Below are 22,895 nucleotides of genomic sequence, written 5' to 3'. Positions count from 1 at the left end.
GGGACGGTCCTCGCGGGCGATCACCACCGCCTGCTCCACCCCGTCCAATTCGCTTAGTGCCGACTGGATTTCGCCGAGTTCGATGCGATACCCGCGGATCTTGACCTGCTCGTCGGCGCGGCCCAGGTAGTCCAGCTGCCCATCGGCGCGCCAGCGCACCAGATCGCCGGTGCGATACATCCGCAACCCCGCCGGCCCGAACGGGCAGGCCACAAACCGCGACGCCGTCAACCCCGACCGTTTCACATACCCGTGGCCGACACCGTGACCGGCCACGTACAACTCGCCCACCACACCGGCCGGTACCGGACGCAACGAGCCGTCGAGCACAAACAACGCCGCACCCGCCACCGGCGACCCGATCGGCGGCGCGCCCGAACCCGCCGCCAGCGGCGCGCTGATCGCCACGCACATGGTCGTTTCGGTTGGGCCGTACGCATTGACCATCACCCGGTCGATGGCCCAGCGGTCCACCACCTCGCTCGGGCACGCCTCCCCGGCCGTGACCACCGCCACCGATTCCAGCCCCTCAGGCGAGAGGATCGCCACCGCCGACGGGGTGGCGGTGAGCACCTCGACGCGTTCGTTGACCAGCACGTCGTGGACGTCGTCCGGGGAGCGAGTCACCGACTCCGGGATCACCACCAGCCGGCCACCCCGCAACAGGGCGCCGAAGATCTCCCACACCGACACGTCGAACGCCAACGAATGCCAGTGGCTCCACACCCCCGGGCACGGCAGGTCCGCGTCCAACGAACCCAACAACGCGGTCACGCTGCGGTGCGCGATGGCCACGCTCTTGGGCGCCCCCGTGGTGCCGGAGGTGTAGATGAGGTAGGCGACGTCGTCCGGGTCTGGCAGCGGCAACGCAGTGCTGGGTTGACGGTCCACCGCGGGGTCGTTCGCGTCGATCACCACCGCGTCATGCCCGGCTAAGCGCCCGGCCAGGTCAGTGGTGGTGATCACGGCCACCGGCGCGGCGTCGGCGAGGATGAACTCGATCCGCGCCGTCGGCAGCGCGGGTTCGATCGGCAGGTATGCGGCCCCGGTTTTCAGCACCGCCACGATCGCCACCACGGCTTCAGCCGACCGCGGCATCAGCAGCGCCACGCACGTGCCGGGGCGAGCGCCGTGGCCGGCCAGCAGATGCGCCAACCGGTTGGCGGCCTGGTCAACTTCCAGGTAGCTCCACGACCGCTCGCCGCACCTCAGCGCCACTGCCTCCGGGTTGCGAGTGACCTGGGCGGCGAACACCTCCGGAACCGACGCCGGCGTGGGGTCGGGCCGGCCCAACACCGCTCGGTTACCGAGCACGTCCAGCCGGGCATGCTCGGCGTCGTCCAGCAAATCCACCGACGACAGCCGCCGGGTTGGATCGGCGGTCAGCGCCGTCAACACCCGCCGGAACCGCTCGATCAGCGCCTCGACGCTGGCGGCGTCGAACACATCGGTGCGAAACTCCACCGCCCCGCCAATCCCGGCAGGCTCACCCGTCTCGCTCCAGCGCTCGGCCAGCGAAAACGTCATATCCATCCGGGCGGTCTGGGTGTTGACGGGCAGCGGCGCGGCCTCGAGGTCGCCCAGGGTCAGCCCCGCGGCGGGGTCCTGCCAGGGCAGGTTCTGCCAGGCCAACGCCACCTGCACCAGCGGGTGATGAGTCAAGGACCGGGACGGGTTGAGCCGTTCCACCAGCGCCTCGAACGGCACATCCTGGTGTTCGTAGCCGGCCACGCTGCGCGACCGAACCTGGGCCAGCAGCTCAGCCGCGCTTGGGTCGCCGGCCAGGTCGACACGCAGCACCAAGGTGTTGACGAAGAGCCCCACCAGGCCCTCCAGCGCGGGGTCGCGCCGCCCCGCGATGGGGAAACCCACCGCCACATCGGTGCTGGCGCTCAGCTTCGACAACAGCACCGCCAGCCCCGCCGCGAGCACCATGAAACTGGTCGCGTTGTGCTCACGCGCCAGGCGCGCCACTCGCTGCTGCAGGTCGGCCGGCCAGTCGATCGCCACCGCGGCGCCACGCTGATCAGCCACCGGCGGATAAGGCCGATCGGTGGGCAGCTGCAGGCGCTCGGGCAGGCCGGCTAGCGCCTGTTCCCAGTATCCGAGTTGCGCGGCGATGGGGCTGTCGCTGTCGTCGAGGTCGCCGAGCTGGGCGCGCTGCCACAGCGTGTAATCGGCGTATTGCACCGGCAGCTGATCCCAGTCGGGCGCCCGCCCGGCACGCCGGCTGGTGTAGGCCTCGCCCAGGTCACGTACCAGCGGGGTGATCGACCAGCCGTCGGCGGCGATATGGTGCACCACCACCACCAACACGTGCTCGTCGTCGCTAACGCGGAAAAGCTGTGCGCGCAAGGGGATTTCGGCGGACAAATCGAATGTGTAGCGTGCTGCCGAGTTGACGGCCTCGTCCAGCCGGCTTGCCGGCCAGCCGGTGGCATCGATGAGCTGCCAACCGAAATCGGGCGGCTCGTCGGCCGGCAGCACCGCCTGCTGGGCGACGCCGTCCGGTGCGGGAAACAGGGTGCGCAGGCTCTCGTGGCGAGCCACTACATCGGCCAAAGCCCGGCCCAGCGCGTCGGCGTCAAGCCGCCCGCGCAGCCGCAGCGCTGCCGCCAGGTTGTACACCGGTGACGGCCCCTGCAGTTGATCCAGGAACCACAACCGCTGCTGGGCAAACGACAACGGCACCACCGCCGGCCGCTGCATCGCCACCAGCCGCGGCAACCGGCCCACACCCACGCTCACTCGCGACGCCAATTGGGCGACGGTGGGCGCCTCGAACACCGTGCGCACCGAAACGTCGGCATCCACGCTGCTGTTGACGGCGGCGATCAGCCGCATCGCCGAGATGCTGTCCCCGCCGAGGTCGAAGAACGAGTCGTCGACCCCGACCCGTTCCAGCCCCAGGATCTGGGCGTAGATGCCGGCCAGGATCTCCTCGACGGCGTTGGTCGGCGCCCGATACTTGTCGGCGGTGTATTCGGGGGCGGGCAGCGCGCGGGTGTCCAGTTTGCCGTTGACGGTCAGCGGCAAGGCGTCCAACACCACGACCGCGGCGGGGATCATGTAGCCGGGCAGCCGCCGGGCCAGCTGGGCGCGAAGCTCGGCGGGGTCGGCCGCGCCGGTGAAGTAGCCGACCAGACGTTTGTCGCCGGGGCGGTCCTCGCGGGCGATCACCGCAGCCTGCTCGACCCCGTCCAGCGTGCTCAACGCCGCCTGGACTTCGCCGAGTTCGATGCGATAGCCGCGGATCTTGACTTGCTCGTCGGCGCGGCCCAGATAATCCAGCTGCCCGTCGCCGCGCCAGCGCACCAGATCGCCGCTGCGATACATCCGCGACCCTGCGCCACCGAACGGGCAGGCCACGAACCGCGACCCGGTCAAAGCGGCCCGCCGCCAATAGCCGATGCCAAGCCCGGCGCCGGCCACATACAACTCCCCCACCACACCCGGCGGCACCGGGCGCAGCCAGTGATCCAGGACGAACAACGCCGCCCTCGGCACCGGCGAGCCGATCGGCGGTGCCCCAGCGCCGGGCTCCAGCGGCGCACTGATCGCCACGCACATGGTGGTCTCGGTGGGCCCGTATGCGTTGAGCATCACCCGGCCCGTCGCCCACCGATCCACCACCTCCGCCGGGCAGGCCTCTCCGGCCACCACCAGCGCCAGCGAGCCCAGCCCCTCCTCCGGCAATACTGCTGCGGCCGAAGGGGTTTCGGTGAGCACGCCGACCTGTTCGCCGACCAGCAGGTCGTGGAAGTCTTGGGGGCTGCGCGCCACCGGTTCCGGTACCACCACCAGCCGCCCACCACGTAGCAGCGCGCCGAACATCTCCCACACCGACACGTCGAAGGCCAGCGAATGACCGTGCGCCCACACCCCGGCTGGCAGATACTCGTCAAGCGACGCCACCAAGCCGGTCGCGTTGCGGTGCGTGACGGCCACCCCTTTGGGCACGCCGGTGGTTCCGGAGGTGTAGATCAGGTAGGCGACGTCGTCGGGGTCCGGCGCCGGCAAGCCCGTGCCGGGGTAGGCCTGGGTGCGGGGGTCGTCCGCGTCGATGACCGGCACGTCAAACCCGTCCAGCCGGTCGGCCAGCGGGGCGATGGTGAGCACGGCCACCGGGGCGGCGTCGGCGAGCAGGAACTCGATCCGCGCGCGCGGGTGCGCGGCGTCGATGGGCACATACGCGGCCCCGGTTTTGAGGATCGCCAGGATCGCGGTCACCGCCTCGGCCGAGCGCTGCATCAGCAGCCCCACGCACTGGCCCGGGCCCGCACCATGAGCGGCCAGCAGATGCGCCAGCCGGTTGGCCGAGCCTTCGAGCTCGCGATAAGTCATGGACCGGCCGTCGCACCTGACCGCCACGGCCTCCGGGGCCCGGGCGACCTGCGCGGCGAACAGTTCCGGGATCGACACCGCCGGGCCCGCCGGCGTGGTCAGCACCGCGCGGTTGCCCCACTGCTGCAGGCAGGCGTGCTCGTCGGCGTCGACCACATCAATGCCTGACAGCCGCTGCTCCGGTTCGGCGGTCATCGCCGCCACCACGCGCGCCAACCGGTCGATCAGCGCCTCGACGTTGACCGGGTCGAACACGTCGGTGCGAAACTCCACGCCTCCGCCGATGCCGGCCGGCTCGCCCGTCTCGGTCCACCGTTCGGCCAGGTTGAACACCAAATCCATGCGGGCCGACCGGCTCTCCACCGGCAGCGGCACGACCTCGAGGTCACCCAGGGTCAGCCCGGGAGAGTCCTGCCAGGGAAGGTTCTGCCAGGCCAACATGACCTGCACCAGCGGGTGATGGGTCAGGCTTCGGGCGGGGTTGAGCCGCTCCACGAGCGCCTCGAAGGGCACGTCCTGATGCTCGTAGGCGGCCAGGCTGCGCCGGCGCACCTGATCCAGGAGTTCAGCAACGCTGGGGTCGCCGGCCAGATCCACTCGTAGCACCAACGTGTTGACGAAAAATCCCACCAGCTCGTCGAGGGCGGGGTCGCGGCGCCCGGCGATGGGGAACCCGATCGCCACATCGGTGCCGGCGCTCAGCTTCGACAACAACACCGCCAGCGCGGCCTGGATGACCATGAAGCTGGTCGCGTTGTGCTCGCGGGCTAACCGGGTGATCTGCTGCTGCATTTCGGCCGGCCAGTCGACGGCCACCGTGGCGCCGCGCTGATCGGCCACCGCCGGATACGGCCGATCGGTGGGCAAATCCAGGTGCTCGGGCAGTCCCGCCAAGGCCTGCTCCCAGTAGGCGAGCTGGGCGGCGATGGGGCTGTCGCGGTCATCGAGGTCACCGAGATGCTGGCGCTGCCACAGCGTGTAGTCGGCGTATTGCACCGGCAGCGGATCCCAGTCGGGAGCCCGCCCGGCACGCCTGCTGGCATACGCCACCCCCAGATCACGCACCAGCGGGGTGAGCGACCAGCCATCGGCGGCGATATGGTGCACCACCACCACCAACACGTGCTCCTCGTCTGCGACGCGGAAAATCCTTGCTCGCAAAGGGATTTCAGAGTCCAGGTTGAACGGATAACGCGCTACCGCGCCGATCTCCTCTTCCAGCTGGCTCGCCGACCAGCCGCTGGCCTCAACAACATGCCACCCGAAATCGGCTCGCTCGCTTGGGATCACCAGCTGCTGGGGCGTTCCTTCGACGGTGGGGAATACGGTGCGCAGGCTTTCGTGGCGGGCCAGCACATCGCCTAGCGCCGCACCCAACGCCGCAACGTCAAGTCCACCCGTCAACCGCAGCGCAGCCGCGATGTTGTGAACCGGTGACGGCCCTTGCAGCTGGTCGATAAACCACACGCGCTGCTGGGCAAACGACAATGGCACCACCGCGGGCCGCTCGACCGCCATCAACCGCGGCAGCCGACTGGCGCCCGCACCGATGCGGGAAGCCAACTGCGCCACCGTCGGCGACTCGAACACGGCGCGCACCGAAAGTTCGGCGTTCACGCTGGCGTTGAGCGCGGCAATCACCCTCATCGCCGACAGGGAATCGCCACCGAGGTCGGTGAACGACTCGTCGACCCCGACCCGCTCCAGCCCGAACACCTGCGCGTAGATGCCGGCGACGATCTCCTCGACGGCGTTGCCCGGGGCCCGATACCCGCCGGCGACGTGGTCCGGGGCGGGCAGGGCGCGGGTGTCAAGCTTGCCGTTGGGTGTCAACGGCAGCTGCGGTAACGGCACCACCGCCGCCGGGATCATGTACTCGGGCAGCTGCTCGGCCAGCGTGCTGCGCACCTGGGCCGGTTCTGCGGTGCCGGTGATGTACGCGATCAGACGTTTGTCGCCGGGGCGGTCCTCGCGCGCGAGCACCGCCGCCTGCTCCACCCCGTTCAGCCCGGCCAGAGCGGCCTGGATTTCGCCGAGTTCGATGCGATACCCGCGGATCTTGACCTGCTCGTCGGCGCGGCCTTGATATTGCAGCTGCCCGTCAGCACGCCAACACACCAGATCCCCGGTGCGATACATGCGCGCGCCGGGCCGCCCGAATGGGCACGCCACGAACCGGGAGGCCGTCAACGCGTTCCGGCGCACATAGCCGTATGCCAGTCCGCCGCCGGCCACGTACAACTCGCCCACCACCCCGGGCGGCACCGGGCGCAGCCAGCGGTCCAGCACGAATAGTGCGGCGCCACCCACCGGCGAGCCGATCGGCGGGGCCCCCGAACCCGGGGCCAGTGGGGCGCTGACCGCCACGCACATCGTGGTTTCGGTCGGCCCGTAGGCGTTGACCATCACCCGCCCCGGCGCCCACCGATCCACCACCTCAGCCGGGCACGCCTCCCCGGCCACCACCAACGCGAGCGACTCCAACCCCTCAGGCGAGAGCAGCGCCACCGCGGACGGTGTTTCGGTGAGCACACCCACCCGCTCACTGGCCAGCACGCCGTGCAAATCTTGCGGTGAGCGCGCCACCGACTCCGGGATCACCACCAGCCGCCCGCCACGTAGCAGGGCGCCAAAGATCTCCCACACCGAGACGTCGAACGCCAGCGAATGGCAGTGGCTCCACACCCCGGCCGGCAGGTGCGTATCGAGCGACGCCAACAGTTGGGTCACGCTTCGGTGAGTGACGGCCACGCCCTTGGGGAGCCCGGTGGTGCCGGAGGTGTAGATCAGGTACGCGACGTCAGAAGGGGCCGGTGCGGGTAAAGCGGTGCAGGGGTAGGCCTGGATGCGTGGGTCGTCGACGTCGATGACCACCAGGTCACTAGGCGGCAGCCGGTCGACCAAGTCTGCAGTGGTGATCACTGCCACCGGTGCGGCGTCGGCGAGCATGAACCCGATGCGGTCGGCCGGCAGCGCCGGGTCGATCGGCAGGTAAGCCGCACCGGTCTTGAGCACCGCCAGGATCGCCGCCACCGCCTCGGCGGACCGGGACAACAGCAGCGCCACGCACGCTTCTGGGCTCGCCCGGTTACCTGCCAGCAGGTGCGCCAGCCGGTTTGCCCGCTCATCGAGCTCGCGATAAGTCCACCCGCGTTCGCCGCACATCAGCGCCACCGCCTCCGGGGTGCGCTGCGCTTGCGCGGCGAAGACCTCCGGGATCGACACCGCGGGGGTTCCGGCGCGGTCAGCGCCGCGCGGTTGCCCCACTGCCGAAGCAGGGCATGTTCACGGCCATCCAGCACATCGATCGACGCCAGTCGCTGCGCCGGCTCCCCGGTGAGCGCCGTCAATACCCGTTCGAAGCGCTCGATTAGTGTCTGGATGCTGGCTGCGTCGAAAACGTCGGTGCGGAATTCGACCCCACCGCCGATCCCGGCCGGCTCACCCGTCTCGCTCCACCGTTCGGCCAGGTTGAACACCAAGTCCATCCGGGCGGTCCGGGTATCGACCGACATCGGCGTAACCTGCAGATCACCCACGTGCAGCCCGGCCGCGGGGTCGCTGCCTTGCCCGGGAAGGTTTTGTAAGGCCAGCACCACTTGGATGAGGGGGTGATGGGCCAGGCTTCGGGTGGGGTTGAGCCGATCGACGAGCACCTCGAAGGGCACGTCCTGGTGTTCGTAGGCGGCCAGGCAGCGGGAGCGCACCTGGGCCAGCAAGTCAGCGAAGCTGGGATCACCCGTCAAATCCACCCGCAAGACCAGGGTGTTGACGAATATCCCGACCAGCTCATCGAGGGCCGGGTCGCGCCGCCCGGCGATGGGAAACCCGACCGCCACTTCCGTGCTCGCGCTGAGCTTGGACAGCAGCACCGCCAAAGCGGCCTGCATCACCATGAAGCTGGTCGCGTTGTGCTCGCGGGCAGCGCGGGCCACCCGCAGTTGCACCTCGGCGGGCCAGTTGATCGCCATACTGGCGCCGCGGTGATCGGCGACCGGCGGGTAGGGCCGGTCGGTGGGCAGATCAACACGCTCCGGAAGCCCGGCCAGCGCCTGCTCCCAATAGGCCAGCTGCGCGGCGATCGGGCTATCGCTGTCGTCCAGATCGCCGAACTGCTCACGCTGCCACAGCGTGTAATCGGCGTACTGCACCGCCAACTGGGGCCAATCGGGGTCCCGCCCCGTGCACCGGCTGGCGTAGGCCTCACCGAGGTCACGCACCAGCGGCCTGAGCGACCAACCGTCGACGGCGATGTGGTGCACCACTACCAGCAGGACGTGTTCGTCGTCGGCGAGGCGGAAAAGCCTTGCCCACAAAGGGATCTCGGTGGCCAGATCGAACGTGTAACGCGCCGCGGACCCGAGGGCCTCATCCAGCTGGCTCGCCGGCCAGTCGCCGGCATCGACGACATGCCACCCGAAATCAGCCCGCTCAGGCGGTACTATTAGCTGCTGAGGTGTTCCGTCGAGGGTGGGGAACACCGTACGCAGGCTCTCGTGGCGGCCTACCACATCGGCCAGCGCTTGGGCCAACGCGGCGGCAACAAGCGGCCCGCGCAACTGCAACGCCAGCGCCATGTTGTACACCGGTGAGGGCCCCTGGAACTGGTCCAGGAACCACAGCCGCTGCTGAGCAAACGACAACGGCAGCACCGCCGGTCGCTCCACCGGTGCCAACCGGGGCAACCGACTGCCGCCACCGATCTGGGCCGCCAGTTGGGCGACGGTGGGCGCCTCGAACACCGCGCGCACCGAAACATCGGCATCCAGGCTGGTGTTGATCGCCGCGATGAGGCGCATCGCGGAGATGCTGTCGCCGCCGAGGTCGAAGAAGGAGTCGTCGACGCCGACCCGCTCGTGGCCGAGGACCTGGGCGTAGATGCCGGCCAGGATCTCCTCCATGGCGGTGGTCGGAGCGCGGTAGTGGCCGGCGAGGTATTCGGGGGCGGGCAGGGCGCGTTTGTCGAGTTTGCCGTTGACCGTCACCGGCAGCGCATCGAGCACCACCACCGCGGCCGGGACCATGTAGGCCGGCAGCCGCTCGGCGAGCTTCTCACGCACCTGGGCGGGGTCGGCGCTGCCGGTCAGGTAGCCGACCAGGCGTTTGTGGCCGGGGTGGTCTTCGCGGGCGATCACCGCCGCCTGCTCCACCCCCTCCAATTGGCTGAGCGCTGCCTGGATTTCGCCGAGTTCGATGCGATAGCCGCGAATCTTGACCTGCTCGTCGGCCCGGCCTCGATACTCCAGCTGCCCGTCGGCACGCCAGCACACCAGATCCCCAGTGCGATACATGCGTGCCCCCGATCCGCCGAACGGGCAGGCCACAAACCGCGATGCGGTCAACCCCGCCCGCCGCCAATACCCGCACCCCACCCCGGCGCCCGCGACATACAACTCGCCCACCACCCCGGGCGACACCGGGCGCAACCACCCGTCCAGCACGAACAGCGCCGCCCCCGACACCGGCGAGCCGATCGGCACCGTGCCCGCCCCCGCAACCAGCGGCGCACTCACCGCCGCATACACCGTGGTCTCGGTCGGGCCGTAGCCGTTGACCATCACCCGCCCGGGCGCCCACCGGTCCACCACCTCGGCCGGGCACGCCTCGCCCGCCACCATCAACGCCGCTGCATCAAGCCCCTGGGGGGACAACATCGCTGCGGCAGAAGGGGTTTGACTTAAGACGGTGACGTGGTCAGCCACTAGCAGGTCGTGGAAAACCGTTGGGGAACGCGTCACCGAGTCCGGCACCACCACCAGCCGCCCGCCGTGCAGCAGCGCACCCCAGATCTCCCACACCGAGTAGTCGAACGCCAAGGAATGGCACTGCGTCCACACCTGCCCGGGTGCCAGTTCCAGGCCCACCTGTCGTGAGTCGAACAGCCGGACGACGTTGCGGTGGGTGACGGCCACTCCCTTGGGGGTGCCCGTGGTGCCCGACGTGTAGATGATGTGGGCGATATCGTCCGGGTCCGGCGCCAGTGGTGGTGTGCTGGGCTGAAACTCGACGGCGGGGTCGTCGACATCGATGACAGGCAGCGCGAACCCGTCGAACCGATCGGCCAGTTCGGCGGTGGTGATCGCGACGATCGGCTCGGCGTCGGCGAGCATGAAATCGGTCCGCGCCCGCGGATGCGCCGGGTCGATGGGCAGATACGCCGCCCCGGTCTTCAGCACCGCCAAGATTGCGATCACGGCCTGGGCTGAACGCTCCATCAGCAGCGCGACGCACTTGCCGGGGCCGGCGCCATGAGCGCCCAGCAGGTGCGCCAACCGGTTGGCGGCCTCGTCCAGCTCTCGGTACGTCATTGAGCGGCCGTCGCAGGTCAGCGCCACCGCCTCCGGGCTGCGCTCGACTTGGGCGGCGAACAACGCGGGAACCGACTCGCCGGTGACCGACGCCTCGGTCAACACCACCCGGTTGCCCCACCCATCCAACCGGGCATGCTCGGGCTCATCGAGCAGATCCACCGCCGAGAGCCGCCGGGCCGGATCCGACGTCATCGCGATCAGCAGCCGCGCGAAACGCTCGATCAGCACTTCGATGCCGTCGGCGTCGAACACATCGGTGTCGTATTCGACGCGAAGCCCCAGCTGATGGCCCGGCATTGCCACCACCGTCAGCGGGTAATGGGTGGATTCGCGGAAATGGATATCTGCGACGGCCAGTCCGCTGTCGCCGGCCAGCGCAGCAGCGTCCACCGGGTAGTTCTCGTAGGCGAACAGGGTGTCGAACAGCTGGTCGTGCCCGGTGAGCCGCTGAATCTCGGACAGCGCCAGATGCTGATATTCCAGGGTCTGATTGTGGGCGCACCGCAGCTGCTCCAGCAGCTCGGCGGTGGTGGTTTCCGCGGTTAGGCGCGCCCGCACCGGCACCGTGTTGATGAAAAGGCCCACCATTGAGTCCGCCCCGACCAGGTCGGCGGGCCGACCCGAGACTGTCGTGCCGAACACCACGTCATGCTGGCCGGTCAACCAGCACAACAGCTGCGCGTAAGCGGCTTGCAGCACGGTGTTGACGGTCGTGTGCGCGCGACGGGCCAGTTCGCTAACCGCGCTGGTGGTATCGGTCGGCAGCCGCACCGATCGAGCGTCGCGCCCGCCTGGCCCGCGCCGGCGCGCCGGGCACAGCAACGTGGGTGCCTCGAGACCGTCAAGCACCGTGCCCCAGACGGCGCGGGCAGCCTCAGGGTCGCGATCGGCCAGCCAGCGCATGTACCGGCGATACGGCCCGGGCGCGGCCAGCGGCTGGCCGTGATAGCTGGCGAATATTTCACCGAGCAGGATCGGCAGCGACCAGCCATCCACCACGATGTGGTGCATGGTCAGCACCAGTCGGTGCCGACCCGGGCGGCGTGGATCAATGCCGCCCGAAACGCCGGCTGGTCCAGGTCGGCGACTGCGGCGCGTTCGGCCGCGCATAGCCGCTGGATCTGCTGGTCGGGGTCGTCACCGTCGCCGCCAAGCTGGATTGCGCGCCACGGCGCGACGGGGTCGGCGAGGATGATCTGCACCGGCTCGTCGTATCGGCTGCAGAATCGGGCCACCAGGTGCGGGTACCGGGTGATGACCGTGTGCACCGCCTCGCGCAGGCGCTGCCGATCGACGGCGCCGCTCAGCTCGATATCGACTTGGACTGCATACAGGTCGTCGCCGTCGCGGGCGGCCTGAGCGTGGAAGAGCAGCCCCTGCTGCAGGGGAGTCAACGGCAAGATATCGGCGATCGCGTAGTGACGCTGCAGCTCGTCGATGTCGGACTGGCTGAGCCGGGCCGGTGCGACATCGGAGGGGCTCAGCCCGCGGCCGCCGGCTCGCACGTAAGCGCAGATACCGGCCAGGGCCTCACACCACAACCGGCCCAACCGGTCCACCGCCGTGTGATCGAGCGCCGAGCGGGCCCACCTCCAGTCGCCGTGTAACTGAGGGCCGACGTCGGTGTCGACGGTGACGGCGTTGAGTTCGACGCAATGCGGCAGCGGCATGGGGATCGCGGCGGCCGCGGCGCTGATCGCCGAACTGTCCGGGCTTAGCCGCCACGCCTGCTCGGCGGTGTCGGCGGTGTCGGCGGTCTCCGCGGCGGAAAGCCGACCCAGGTAGTTGAACCCGATCGTCGGGCCCGATCCCGGTAACTCCACCTCCGGGTTCAGGTAGCGCAGCAAGCCGTAAGTCAGCGGGTGCGGCAGCGAGCGAAGCTGCTCTTTGGCGTCGTTGAACACTGCGCCCAGCGCGGCCTCACCCGCCTGCACCTGCCGCCACGACAGCCCGGCGAGCGTCAACGCCACCGGGTGCGTGGTGGTAAACCAGCCGACGGTGCGCGACAGGTCGATGTCGGGGGCCAGTTCGTCGTGGCGGCCGTGGCCTTCCACGTCGATGACGATCGGCGCATCGGTGCCGACGAGTTCCGCGCAGGCCAGTCCCAGCGCGATCACAAGGATCTCGTGGACGCCAGCGTGCACCGCAGCGGGCACCTCTGCCAGCACCATGCGTGTGGTGTCGACATCCAGCGCCACCGACACATGTCCCGCCGTGGCGTAGGTATCCACTGCCGGCTGCGGCGCCGGTAGCGCCGCCGGGATCGCCGCCACCTGCCGCCACGTCTCGGCTTGGTCCACGACTTCGGGGCGGCGGGCATGCGCGCTAAGTAGTGAAGCCCACCGGGCAAACGACGTGCTGGCCGCCGGCAGCTGCAACGGCTGTCCGGCCTGGTATTGCGCCCAGGCGGTGTTGAGGTCCTCCAACAAAATTCGCCACGACACCGCGTCGATGGCCAGGTGGTGAACCAGCACCACCAGCTGGCGGCGATCGGCCACCCATAGCGCGCCGAGCATTATGCCGGCGGCCGGGCTCAGCCGCCCGCGCGCCCGGATCAGCGCCTCATCAGAAAACGTCTGCACCGTGTGCAGGCAGGCGCGGGCATCCACCGCACCGGGCTCGGGCACCATCAGCGACCATTCCCCGCGGCCGTGGTCTTCGACGCGCAGCCGCAGCATGGCGTGCCGGTCCAGCAACGCCTGCAACAGCACCACGACGTCGGCTTCGCTTACTCCGTCCGGGGCCTGCAGCACCATCGTTTGGTTGAACTGCTCCACCGGACCGTCCACGCCGGTCAGCCAGCACATGATCGGGGTCAGGGCCACCTCGCCCACGCCTTCGTCGACCGGGGCGACCTCACCGCCGGCCATGCGGACCACTTCGGCGAGCCCGGCTACGGTCTGCTCGACGAACACGTCACGCGGCCGGCACAGCAGGCCCGCGGCCCGCGCCCGGGCCACCACCTGCATCGCCAAAATGCTGTCGCCGCCCAGGTCGAAAAACGAGTCGTCGACGCCGACGCGCTGCACACCGAGCACGTCGGCGTAGATGCGGGCCAGCATCTCCTCGACGGCGTCAGTGGGCGCGCGATACCGGCCGGCGGCGTAGTCGGGTGCGGGCAGGGCCCGTTTGTCGAGTTTGCCGTTGGGCGTCAGCGGCAGCGCGTCCAACACCACCACCGCCGTAGGCACCATGTAGGCCGGCAGCCGCTGGGCCAGTGCGGCGCGGACCCGGGCTGGCTCGGCGTTGCCCGTGACATAGCCCACCAGGCGTTTGTCGCCGGGGCGGTCCTCGCGGGCGATCACCACCGCCTGCTCCACCCCATCCAATTCGCTTATGGCTGACTGGATTTCGCCGAGTTCGATGCGATACCCGCGGATCTTGACCTGCTCGTCGGCGCGGCCCAGGTAGTCCAGCTGCCCATCGGCGCGCCAGCGCACCAAATCGCCGGTGCGATACATCCGCAACCCCGCCGGCCCGAAGGGGCAGGCCACAAACCGCGACGCCGTCAACCCCGCTCGTCGCACATAGCCATAGCCCAGCCCGGCGCCAGCCACATACAGCTCCCCGACCACCCCGGCCGGCACCGGGCACAGCCAGCCGTCGAGCACAAACAACGCCGCACCCGCCACCGGCGACCCGATCGGCGGGACCCCCGACCCCGCCGCCAGCGGCGCGCTGATCGCCACGCACATGGTCGTTTCGGTTGGGCCGTACGCATTGACCATCACCCGGTCGATGGCCCAGCGGTCCACCACCTCGGCCGGGCAGGCCTCACCGGCCACCACCAGCGCTGTCGACTCCAACCCGTCGGCCGGCAGCACTGCCACCGCCGACGGGGTCTGGGTCAGCACGTTGACATGTTCCGCAGCCAGCACATCGTGGAAGTCTTGCGGCGAGCGCGCGACCGACTCGGGCACGACCACAAGCCGTCCCCCGCGCAGCAGCGCGCCGAATATCTCCCACACCGACACATCGAAGGCCAGTGAATGACTGTGGGCCCACACACCAGGGGCCGGCAGCCCTGCATCCAATGACCCCAGTAACTGAGTGACGTTGCGGTGGGTGATCGCCACACCCTTGGGCACCCCGGTGGTGCCGGAGGTGTAGATGAGGTAGGCGATGTCGTCCGGGCCCGGCCCAGCCAAGACGGTGGCGGGCTGGCGATCACTGCAAGCATCGTCGACGTCGACGACGAGCAGGTCGTGGCCGTCCAGCCGCCCAGCCAGCCCAGCGGTGGTGATCACCACCACCGGGGCGGCGTCGGCGAGCATGAAGTCAATACGCGCCGCAGGAAGCCCCCCATCGATCGGCAGATAGGCGGCCCCGGTCTTCAACACCGCCAGCATCGCCACCACGGCCTCAGCGGAGCGTTCCATCAGCAACCCCACGCATTCGCCGGGGCCGGCGCCGTGCTGAGCCAACAGGTTTGCCAGCCGGTTTGCGGCCTCGTCGAGCTGGCGATAGGTCCACGACCGCTCACCACACACCACCGCCACCGCCTGCGGGGCACGCTGCACGTGTTCGGCGAAAAGCCGTGGAACCGATACCCCGCTCGCCGAAGGCTGGGTCAGCGCCGCCCGGTTGCCGACCTCGTCCAGGCGGGCGTGCTCGGCCGCATCGACCACGTCAATCGTCGAGAGCCGCCGGGTGGGCTCGGTGGTCACCGCCGCTAACACCGACCGCACCCGGTTGATCAGCGCCTCGATGGTGGCGGCGTCGAAAACGTCGGTGCGAAACTCCGCCGCGCCGTAGATCCCGGCCGGCTCTCCCGCATCGCCGTACCGTTCGGCCAACGAAATCGTCAAGTCCATCCGCGCGGTCCGGGTGTCGACCGGCCACGGAGACACCTGCAGGTCACCCAAACTCAGCCCGGCCACCGAATCTTGCCAAGGCAGGTTTTGCCATGCCAACGCCACCTGCACCAGCGGGTGATGGCTCAGGGATCGCGGCGGGTTGAGCCGCTCCACCAGCACCTCGAAGGGCACATCCTGATGCTCGAAGGCTTCCAAAGTGTTTGCGCGCACCCGCGCTAACAGCTCACCGACACTGGGATCGCCACCCACGTCGATCCGCAGGACCATGGTGTTGACGAAAAACCCGACCAGCTCGTCCAGTGCGGGGTGACGCCGGCCTGCGACCGGGAACCCCACCGCGACCTCACTGCTGGCGCACAGCTTCGACAACAACACCGCCAGGGCGGCCTGGACCACCATGAAGCTGGTCGCGTTGTGCTCGCGGGCCACCCGCGTGATCTGCTGTTGCAGCTCGGCCGCCACTGGACGGCCACACTGGCCCCGCGCTGATCGGCCACCGCCGGGTAGGGCCGATCGGTGGGCAGCTCAAGACGCTCCGGCAGCCCGGCCAGGGCCTGCTCCCAATAGGCGAGCTGGCCGGCGATCGGGCTGTGCGGATCGTCCAGTTCACCCAGCTGCCGTCGCTGCCACAGCGTGTAATCGGCGTACTGCACCGCCAACGGCGCCCAGCTAGGCGCGCGCCCCGCACACCGGCTGGCATACGCCGCCCCCAAATCACGCACCAACGGGGTGATCGACCAGCCGTCGGCGGCGATATGATGCAGCACCACCACCAGCACGTGCTCGTCGTCGCTAGCGCGGAACAGTGTTGCGCGCAAAGGGATTTCAGTTTCCAAATCGAACGCGTAACGCGCCACCACGTCGATGGCCTCGCCCAACCGGCTGGCCGACCAGCCGGCGGCATTCACCACCTGCCACCCGAAATCGGCTCGGTCACCGGGAATCACCAGCTGCTGGGCGACGCCTTCAGGGGCGGGGAAAAGAGTGCGCAAGCTCTCGTGGCGGCCGATCACATCGGCGAGCGCCGCCCCCAACGCCGCGACATCAAGACGCCCACCAAGGCGCAACGCCGCCGCCAAGTTGTACACCGGTGACGGCCCCTGCAGCTGATCCAGAACCCACAACCGCTGCTGGGCAAACGACAACGGCACCACCGCCGGTCGCTCGACCGCCACCAACGGCTCGAGGCGACCGGCGTCCCCGCCGAGATGAGAAGCCAGCTGGGCCACCGTGGGCGCCTCGAACACTGCCCGCACCGACAGACCCGCATCCAAGCTGGTGTTGATCGCCGCGATCAGCCGCATCGCCGACAGCGAATCCCCACCCAAATCGAAGAACGAATCATCGACGCCAACCCGGTCCACACCCAGCACCTGGGCGTAAATACCGGCCAAAATTTCCTCAACCACACTGCCGGGGGCGCGGTAGCCGCCAGCGGTGTAATCCGGTGCGGGCAGGGCGCGGCGGTCCAGTTTGCCGTTGGGGGTCAACGGCAACGCATCGAGCACCACCACCGCCGCCGGGACCATATAGGCTGGCAGCCGCTCGCGCAGCGCAGCGCGGATGTCGACCGGGTCGGCGGTGCCGGTGACATACCCGACCAGGCGCTTGTCGCCGGGGCGGTCCTCGCGGGCGATCACCGCCGCCTGCTCCACCCCAGCGAACCCGGCCAGGGCCGCCTGCACCTCACCGAGCTCGATGCGGTAGCCGCGGATCTTGACCTGCTCGTCGGCGCGCCCCGCATAGCGCAACTGCCCGTCGGCGCCCCAACGCACCAGATCCCCGGTGCGGTACATCCGCGTCCCAGCGCCGCCGAACGGGCAGGCCACAAACCGCGACGCCGTCAGCGCGGATCGGCGCCAATATCCGCACGCCACCCCGCGACCAGCCACGTACAACTCGCCCACCACGCCGGCCGGCACCGGGCGCAACCAGCTATCCAGCACAAACAACGCCGCCCCCGGCACCGGCGAGCCGATCGGCGGTGTCCCTGAACCCGCGGCCAACGGCGCGCTGAATGACGCGTACCACGTTTCGGTCTCGCCGTAGGCGTTGAGCATCACCCGTCCGGGCGCCCACCGATCCACCACCTCGGCCGGGCACGCTTCCCCGGCCACCACCAGCGCCGTCGATTCCAAGCCCTTCGTCGACAGCACCCCGACTACCGAAGGCGTCTGGTTTAAGACGTCGACCTGTTCTGCGACCAGCAAGGCACGGAACTCTTCCGGGGAGCGCACCACCGCGGGAGGCACTACCACCAGCCGACCCCCGTGCAGCAGTGCCCCGAAGATTTCCCACACCGAGACGTCGAAGGCCAACGAGTGGCTGTGCGCCCACACACCCGGTCGCGGCAGCCCGGCGTCCAGCGTCTGCAACATCTGGGTGACGTGCTGGTGCGTGATGGCCACACCCTTGGGCACTCCGGTGGTGCCCGAGGTGTAGATCAGGTAAGCGATGTCGTCAGGAGCCGGCACCGGCAGCGGCGTGGCGGGCTGGCTGCCGATAGTCGGGTCGTTGACGTCGATGACCGGCACGTCAAACCCGGTTAGCCGGTCGGCCAGGTCACTCGTGGTGATAATCGCCGTCGGCGCAACGTCATCGAGCATGAACCCGATGCGCGCCTGCGGGTGTGCCGGGTCGATCGGCAGATAGAACGCCCCGGTCTTGAGCACCGCCAAAATCGATACGACCGCCCCGGCGGAGCGTTCCGCCAGCAGCGCCACGCACCCGCCCGGGCGCACACCGTGTGCGGCCAACAAGTGGGCCAGGCGGTTCGCGGCCTCGTCGACCTGGCGATAGGTCCACGACTGCTCCCCACTGGTCAGCGCCGCCGCCTCCGGGCTGCGGGCCACCTGCTCGGCAAACAACACCGGAATCGACACCGGCGGAGGCGCCGGTTGTGTCAGCGCCGCCCAGTTGCCGACATCACCCAGCCGGGCGTGCTCGCGTTCATCGAGCACATCCACCGACGACACCGATCGCCCCGGATCAGCGGTCATCGCCACCAACACCCGCTCCAACCGGTCGATCAGCGCCTCGATGCTGGCGGTGTCGAACACATCGGTGCGGAACTCCACCGCCCCGGAAATCCCGGCCGGCTCGCCGGCGTCATTCCAGCGTTCGGCCAGCAGAAACACCAGATCCATGCGGGCGGTGCGGGTGTCCACCGGCATGACGGTGACCTCGAGGTCACCCAAGGCCAGTCCGGCGGCCGGGTCGCTGGTATAACCGGGGAAGTTCTGCCAGGCCAACATGACCTGGACCAACGGGTTACGAGTCAGGCTGCGGGCGGGGTTGAGCCGCTCGACAAGCACCTCAAAGGGCACATCTTGATGTTCGAAAGCAGCCAAACTGCGCTGACGCACCCGATCCAGCAATTCGGCGACACTGGGATTGCCGCCCAGGTCGACCCGCAGCACCAACGTGTTGACGAAAAACCCGACCAAGTCGTCCAGCACCGGGTCCCGCCGCCCAGCGATCGGAACCCCCACCGCCACCTCGGAGCTGACGCTGAGCTTCGCCAAAAGCATTGCCAGCGCGGCCTGAACCACCATGAAGCTGCTCGCATGGTGCTCGCGGGCCACCCGCGCAATCCGTTGCTGCAACTCCGCCGGCCAGTTGACCGCCACACTGGTCCCTCGGTAGTCGGCCACCGGCGGGTAAGGCCGATCGGTCGGCAGCTCCAGATGCTCGGGTACACCGTCCAGGGCATCCAGCCAGTAAGCCAATTGGGCGGCGATCGGGCTGTCGCTGTCGTCGAGATCGCCTAGCAGCGCACGCTGCCACAGCGTGTAATCGACGTACTGCACTGCCAGCGGGGCCCATCCAGGGGTCTGCCCGGCGCACCGATCGGCGTAGGCCATGCTCAGGTCGGCGGCCAGCGGCCGCAGCGACCAGCCGTCAGCGGCAATATGGTGCACCACCACCACCAGGACGTGCTCGTCACTGGTGAGGCGGAAAAGCGTTGCCCGAAGCGGAATCTCAGCGTCCAGGTCGAACGTGCGGCGCGCCGCTGCGCCGATTGCCTCGGTCAGCTGGCTGGCCGACCAAGCACTGGCATCGACGACGTCCCACCCGAAGTCGGCACGCTCAGCAGACAGGACCACCTGCCGGGGTGTCCCCTCCACCGCGGGGAACAGGGTGCGCAGGCTCTCATGGCGGTCCACCACGTCGGCAAGTGCCTGGCCTAGTGCATCGGCATCAAGACGCCCGCCGAGGCGCAACGCCGCCGCGATGTTGTACACCGGTGAAGGCCCCTGCAACTTGTCGAGGAACCACAACCGCTGCTGGGCAAACGACAGCGGCACCTCCGCCGGTCGCGCGCCGGCCACCAACCGCGGCAGCCGGCCGCCGTCCCCGTCGATGAGAGTCGCTAACTGGGCCACGGTGGGCGCCTCGAACACCGCGCGCACCGAAAGGCCAGCGTCCAGGCCGGTGTTGACCGCCGCGACCAGCCGCATCGCCGAAATGCTGTCGCCGCCCAGTTCGAAAAACGAGTCGTCGATCCCGACCCGCTCCACACCAAGCACCTGGGCGTAGATGCCGGCCAGGATCTCCTCGACAGGGCTGGTCGGAGGCCGATACCCGCCACCGGTGTACTCGGGTGCAGGTAGCGCGCGGGTATCGAGTTTGCCGTTGACTGTCAGGGGCAGCGCTTCGAGCACCACCACCGCGGCCGGCACCATGTACGTCGGCAGCCGCTCGGCCAACCGGGCGCGCACCATCACGGGATCGGCGCAGCCGGTGACATAGCCGACCAGACGTTTATCCCCGGGACGGTCCTCGCGAGCGATCACCGCCGCCTGCTCCACCCCGTCGCAGCGGGCCAGGGCCGCGCGCACCTCACCGAGTTCGATGCGATAGCCGCGGATCTTGACCTGCTCATCGGCGCGGCCCAGATAGTCGAGTTGCCCATCGGCGCGCCAGCGCACGAGATCCCCGGTGCGATACATCCGTGACCCCGGTGGCCCGAACGGACAGGCCACGAACCGCGACCCGGTCAATCCGGGCCGGCCCACATAACCGACCCCCACGCCGGTGCCGGCCACATACAACTCCCCCACGACCCCTACCGGCACCCGGTGCAACCAACCATCCAGCACAAACAACGCCGCCCCGGGCACGGGCAAACCGATCGGTGGCGGCCCCGACCCCGGCGCCAGTGGCGCGCTGATCGACGCATACACCGTGGTCTCGGTCGGCCCGTAGGCGTTGACCATCACCCGACCCCGCGCCCAGCGATCCACCACCTCGCCCGGGCAGGGTTCGGCGGCGATCACCAAGGCCGCCGAATCCAACCCCTCAGGCGACAGCACGCCTACGGCCGACGGAGTTTGGCTCAAGACACTGACATGCTCATCGACCAGCAGGTCGTGGAAATCCTCCGGTGAGCGCGTCACCGACTCGGGCACCACGACCAGCCGGGCCACCGTGCAACAGCGCAGCCCAGATCTCCCAGACCGAGTAGTCGAACGCATAGGAATGGCACTGCGTCCACACCTGGCCCGGGCCCAGCTCCAGGCCAACTTCTAGCCCGTCGAACAGCCGGGTCACGTTGTGGTGGGTGACGGCAACCCCCCTTGGGCGTCCCGGTGGTGCCAGAGGTGTAGATGATGTGGGCGATGTCGTCGGGGGCGGGCCCGAGAAGCTCCGTGCTGGATTGGGTATCGACGGCGGGGTCGTTGACGTCGAGGACCGGCACGGCAAACTCGTCCAGCCGATCACGGAGCCGGCCGGTGGTAAGCACCGCGATCGGCGCGGCGTCCGCGAGCATGAACCCGATCCGCGCCGCCGGCAGCGCCGGGTCGATCGGCAAATAGGCCGCGCCGGTTTTCAGCACGGCCAAAATCGCCACGATCGCCTCGGCGGACCGGGAAAAAAGTAGCGCGACGCAGCCACCCGGGCCGGCCCCACGGCCAGCCAGCAAATGCGCGACCCGGTTGGCTGCCTCATCGAGCTCGCGATAGGTCCAGGAGCATTCACCGCATACCAGCGCCACCGCGTCCGGCGTGCGGTCCACCTGCGCGGCAAACAACACCGGGATCGACGCCGGTGCGGGCCCGGCCGCAGCCAAGGCCGCCCGGTTACCGAGCTCATCCAATCGGGCATGCTCGGGACCGGCGAGCAGATCCACCGACGACAACGGCCGGCCGGGATCGACCGTCATTGCGGTCAATACCCGCTGTAACCGCTCTGCTAAATCGGAGACGTCAAAATCCGAAAGAGGTCCCCCGGTGCCCGCCGCGCTGAGATAAAGCTGGTCACCGGCCCTGATGATGACGAGCCCAAATTGGTCCACGATGCCGGGATGGGTCACCGTCCCCCACCCCGCAGCGCCGGCGAAATCTGCTAAGCGTGTAGTCGGAATGAAATTAAGCACGGTCCGATTCGCAGGTTGCCCGGGCCCGCGGGGCCGTGCCTTGTTCTCAAGAGCGTGTACTGGGAACCGCTGATGCTGCAACGCTTCGCGTATTCGCGTGTCGACGTGTTCACAAAACTCAGCAACTGCAGACTCCGGTGCAGCTTTCAATACCAGGGGTACAAAGCCGGAAACCATCCCCGGCACCGTTTGTGCTTCCGGGCGCACGCGCCGGCTTACCGCGAAATCGAAAACCACCTCCGACCCCTCGCCGTCGCACCCGCGTGACAACAGCGCGCACGCCGCGGTAATCACCGAAGCCCGGCGCACCCCCAGCGTCTGCGACAACCGGCGCGCCTCGTCAACGACAAAAGGATCCAATTGAACCGGCCCAGAAGACTCATACCCATCGTGTTCCGCCGCGGCGCGCGCCAACCGATAACGCGATTCGCTTTCCGGCGGAATATTCTTGGTCCAATAGGCTTGATCCTCCAGATAATCGGTGGACGCTTCGTAAGCTGCCTCGTATTCAATGAGATCACCCAGCGAGCCAAAGAAACTTGGTGGGATAGAAGCGCCAGCGGCAAGTGCTGAATAGACGGCGGCGATACGATGGCAAATAAGACCAATACCGATCCCATCTATCACGATATGGTGGCAACACACGAAAAAATAGGATTCATCGACGCTCGTCTGCAGCAACGCAAATTTAAACAGCGGGCCAGTAAGCGGCATCGGCGCACGTTGCATCGATGAAGCCAGCCGATGCGCTTCCCGCACAGGATCATGTGAGCCGGTGAGATCGTAGTAGGCAAGCTCGACGTCCGGATAGTCAAGGGGCTTTTGGAAGACCTGGCCGTCCACCTGGAAAAAGGCAGCTCTAAGCGGTTCCGCTTCGTGAACTACTTGACGGATCGCCGACTTAAGCAAATCCGGCTCGAGCGCACTTTCGATGCGCCCCAGCATGCCCAATTGCCACTTCGCGCCAAAGCGACCAGTTTCTTCCGCAAGCCATATATCGAGTTGTCCCCGCGTCAGCGGAAACATGCGATCAGCAACCCCCAT

General features: G+C 68.6%; 1 pseudogene (only partly in view). It reads right to left on the bottom strand.

Annotation, left to right across the window (positions count from 1 at the left end):
• Window positions 1-22,895: pseudogene (locus MYXE_RS24415) on the bottom strand (non-ribosomal peptide synthase/polyketide synthase) (it extends 13,351 nt beyond the left edge of the window).

The sequence above is a fragment of the Mycobacterium xenopi genome (assembly GCF_009936235.1).
GTDB classification, from domain to species: Bacteria; Actinomycetota; Actinomycetes; order Mycobacteriales; family Mycobacteriaceae; genus Mycobacterium; species Mycobacterium xenopi.
The sequence above is the reverse complement of the archived record's forward strand: the minus strand, read 5'-3'. Positions and strand labels throughout refer to the sequence as shown.